Raw genomic sequence first — 3444 nt, 5'->3', positions numbered from 1 at the left:
CGGGCGGCGCCCCCCCCCGCGACGATATAGGCCTCAGCCATCCTGCTCTCCCATGCGGCCGTTGGCGGCCGTCAACTTACACTTGTGTAAGTGGCGCGGGACGGCCAAGGCAAGGGCTTGTTCCGCGCTGGACTTCGGGGCTAAGGCACCCCAACTTGTTAACAGCGGACGCAGCAGCCTGCCGTCCGCCTTCCCTTTTTGTGCGCAGCAGAGTAAAGGCACCGCCACTTTTGCTGGCGCTCACCCGAGAGGCATATTTTTGGCCAAAGAAGAACTCCTAGAAATGCGCGGCCAGGTCGTTGAGCTTCTGCCCAACGCCATGTTCCGCGTCCGGCTCGAGAATGATCACGAGATCCTCGGCCATACCGCCGGCAAGATGCGCAAGAATCGCATCCGCGTGCTGGTCGGCGACGAAGTGCTCGTCGAGCTCACGCCCTACGACCTGACCAAGGGCCGTATCACCTACCGCTTCAAATAAGCGGTCGCCCTTGTGCGGCTCGTCCTAGCTTCGACTTCGCCCCGGCGCCGCGACCTGCTGACGCGGATCGGCGCCGCTCCCGATCGTATCGCCGCGCCCGATGTCGACGAGGACATCCGGCCGGGCGAGCTGCCGCGCGCCTATGTGCTGCGCGTCGCCATGGACAAGGCGCAGGCGGTCGCGCGCGCGGAGGACGAGATCGTCCTCGCCGGCGACACCACGATCGCGGTCGGCCGCCGCATCCTCGCCAAGCCCGAGGACGAAGCCGATCTGCGCCGCATGCTGGCGCTGCTCTCGGGCCGGCGGCACCATTGCCTCTCGGCGGTGTGCCTGATCGGGCTGGACGGACGCCCGCGCACCCGCGTCTCCGACACGATCGTTACCTTCAAGCGGCTGAGCCAGGCCGAGATCGACTGGTACGTCGCCAGCGGCGAAGGCATGGGCAAGGCGGGCGGCTACGCGATCCAGGGCAAGGCCGAGGCGTTCGTGCGCTTCCTGTCGGGAAGCCATTCGGGCGTGGTGGGCCTGCCGGTGTTCGAGACCCGCGCGCTGCTCGAAGGCACAGGGTACCAGCTTGGCTGAGTGGCTCTACGAGGCCGGGATCGGCGAGAACCGCGCCGCCCTAGTGTCGCGGGGCGTCATCTGGAAGGCGCGGATCGAGCCGGAGAGCGCGGGGCCGCGCCACGGCGCGGTGCTGAATGCGCGGCTGGTCGACAAGAGCACGGGCAAGGTCGCCTTCGAGGGCGGCGAGGCTTTGTGCGATCCGCTGCCGCAGGGAATCACCCAGGGGGCCACGCTCAGGGTGAGGATCGTCCGCGAGGCGATACCCGAGCCTGGGCGCGCCAAGCTGCCCAAGGCGGTGCCGGCGGGCGCCGATGCGGTGCCGGGCGAGGGGCCGGACCTGCTGGCGCGGATCCGCGCGAGCGGCGTGCCGGTGCGGATGCTGCGCGCGCACGAGCCCGATCTCCTTGAAGAGGCGGGCTGGTCCGAAGTGCTCGAAGAGGCGGTGACCGGTGAGATCGCATTCCCGGGCGGCGCGCTGCGATTGTCGCCGACGCCGGCGATGACTTTGTTCGACGTCGACGGCGGCGGGCCGCTCGAGCCGCTTGCGGTGGCAGCGGCGCATGCGGTGGCGCGCGCGATCGAGCGGCACGGGATCGCGGGCTCGATCGGGATCGACTTCCCGACGCTCGCCAACAAGGCGGCGCGCCAGGCGGTGGCCGAGGCGATCGACGCGGCCTTGCCCCAGCCGTTCGAGCGGACCACGGTCAACGGCTTCGGTTTCCTGCAGATCGTGCGGCGGCGGACGCGGCCCTCGCTCCCGGAGCTGCTGCGCGCCGATCCGGTGGGCGCCGAGGCGCGCGCCGAGCTGCGCCGCATCGAGCGGCTTCCCCCGCCGCCGCCGGCTACCCATATGGTGACCAGGCGAATCGCCAACCGGCTGGCGCAGCGGCCCGACTGGACCGCAGAGCTGGCGCGGCGCATCGGGGGCGCGACGGCGTTCGTCGCCCCGAAGGAGTAGGCATTGGCAAAGCGTGACGGCTGCCCGATCTGCGGCAGAGCGACCGAACCTGAATTCAAGCCCTTCTGCAGCCGCGGCTGCAAGGATCGCGACCTGCTGCAATGGCTGGGCGAGGGCTATCGCGTCCCCGGCGAGCCTGTCGATCCGAATGCACAAACCGGGCTGGACACGGGCCGGGAGCCCGACTAAGAGCCCGCTTCCGGCGTTCGCCGGCCCCCGTGCCCGGGTAGCTCAGTTGGTAGAGCATGCGACTGAAAATCGCAGTGTCGGCGGTTCGACTCCGTCCCCGGGCACCATTTTCCTCAGTGCGATGTTGATCCGCTCCGAGCGCCGCTAGCGTGCGGCCGCGTCGCGGGCGCGCACGGCTGCGCTCACGATGATCCCGCCGAGAATCAGCGTCATGCCGACGAAATGGTGGCCGTGGAGCTGCTCGCCGAGGATCAGCGCCGCGAGCAGCGCGCCGAACAGCGGCATCAGCGTGATCGCCTGGCCCGCGCTCGCCGGGCCGAGCGTGGCGACCGCGGCGTTGAACAGCGCATAGGCGACGACCGAGGGCAGCAAGGCGACATAGACCACCGCGCCGATGACGCGCGGTGTCCAGTCCATGGCGGCGATCTCGCGCCACTCGGTCGCGGCGAGCGGGAGCATGGCGAGCACGCCGATCGCGAAGGTGACGGCGAGGAAGCTCGTCGCGTGGAGCGCCGGGCGGAGGCGGAGCAGCGAAGTGTAGAAGGCCCAGACGGCCACGCCGCCGAGCACCAGCGCGTCGCCGCGGTTGAAGGCGACCTGCGCGAGCGCGGCGAGCTTGCCCTGGAAGACGATCACCACGACGCCGAGCGTCGACAGCGCGACGCCGGCGATGGTGCCCAGGCCCGCGCGGGCGCGGAAGATCGCGAAGTCGACGAGCAGAACCAGCGCGGGGATCGCCGCCTGGAGCAGCAGGCCGTTGCTCGCCGTGGTGTAGCGCAGTCCCGAATAGAGAAAGGCGTTGAACGCCGCGACGCCGAGCAGGCCGAGCAGCAGGATGATCGGCCCGTTCCGGACGATCGCCGCGCGATCCGCGACGACATGGCGCACGGCGAAGGGCGTGATCACCAGCAGTGCGCCGGTCCAGCGCAGAAGCGCGAGGAGGAAGGGCGGAATGTCGTCGCGCACCGCCCTGCCGACGATCGAATTGCCCGCCCAGAGCAGCATGACGAGGGCGAGCATGCCATAAGCGGCGGTCTGGGGGCGCAGGCGGATCATGGCTGCCCCCTAGGGGAGGTGGCACCCGTTCGCCAGACGGAAGGAGCGGGATGAGAGCTGGCGATCCAGTTGTGGTCATTCACCTTCCCTCTCCCCTTGTGGGAGAGGGAGGGAGCCGACGTTAGTCGGCGGAAGGGTGAGGGGGAGTGAGACTCAGTCCCCCTCATCCTTCCCACTCGCTTCGCGAGCGGGCCCCTTC

The 3444-nt window shown here is 69.8% G+C and carries 5 protein-coding genes and 1 tRNA gene; 5 read left to right on the top strand and 1 reads right to left on the bottom strand.

Going from position 1 to position 3444, the window contains the following annotated elements; translation table 11 throughout:
• Nucleotides 1-259: 259 nt before the first annotated feature.
• From infA to MT490_RS03080, 5 genes are all read left to right on the top strand, one after another.
• Nucleotides 260-478, top strand: coding sequence for a translation initiation factor IF-1 (infA, locus tag MT490_RS03100; protein ID WP_003049127.1), 219 nt, complete (start codon nucleotides 260-262; stop codon nucleotides 476-478).
• Nucleotides 479-490: 12 nt separating this feature from the next.
• On the top strand, nucleotides 491-1060 hold the full coding sequence (locus MT490_RS03095; RefSeq protein WP_297384163.1) for a nucleoside triphosphate pyrophosphatase: 570 nt from the start codon (nucleotides 491-493) through the stop codon (nucleotides 1058-1060).
• The gene (locus MT490_RS03090; RefSeq protein WP_297384162.1) at nucleotides 1053-2000 is read left to right on the top strand and encodes a ribonuclease E/G; all 948 of its coding nucleotides are present in this window, start codon (nucleotides 1053-1055) and stop codon (nucleotides 1998-2000) included. The genes MT490_RS03095 and MT490_RS03090 overlap by 8 nt, the downstream gene beginning before the upstream one ends.
• 3 nt (nucleotides 2001-2003) lie before the next feature.
• Nucleotides 2004-2189 (top strand): DNA gyrase inhibitor YacG, encoded by a 186-nt coding sequence (gene yacG / locus MT490_RS03085; RefSeq protein WP_297384161.1) that lies wholly within the window; start codon nucleotides 2004-2006, stop codon nucleotides 2187-2189.
• 31 nt (nucleotides 2190-2220) lie between these two features.
• Nucleotides 2221-2296: transfer RNA gene (locus tag MT490_RS03080), tRNA-Phe, on the top strand.
• 37 nt (nucleotides 2297-2333) lie between these two features.
• On the opposite strand, the gene MT490_RS03075 is transcribed toward MT490_RS03080, so the two are convergent.
• Nucleotides 2334-3245, bottom strand: coding sequence for a DMT family transporter (locus tag MT490_RS03075; RefSeq protein ID WP_297384159.1), 912 nt, complete (start codon nucleotides 3243-3245; stop codon nucleotides 2334-2336).
• Nucleotides 3246-3444: the final 199 nt, after the last annotated feature.

The sequence above is a fragment of the Sphingomonas sp. genome, from assembly GCF_026460985.1.
GTDB lineage: Bacteria > Pseudomonadota > Alphaproteobacteria > Sphingomonadales > Sphingomonadaceae > Sphingomonas.
The sequence above is the reverse complement of the archived record's forward strand: the minus strand, read 5'-3'. Positions and strand labels throughout refer to the sequence as shown.

Excerpts from the sequence above, each read along its gene's own strand:
- MT490_RS03075 (WP_297384159.1), bottom strand. The coding sequence starts at position 3,245 with ATGATCCGCCTGCGCCCCCAGACCGCCGCTTATGGCATGCTCGCCCTC.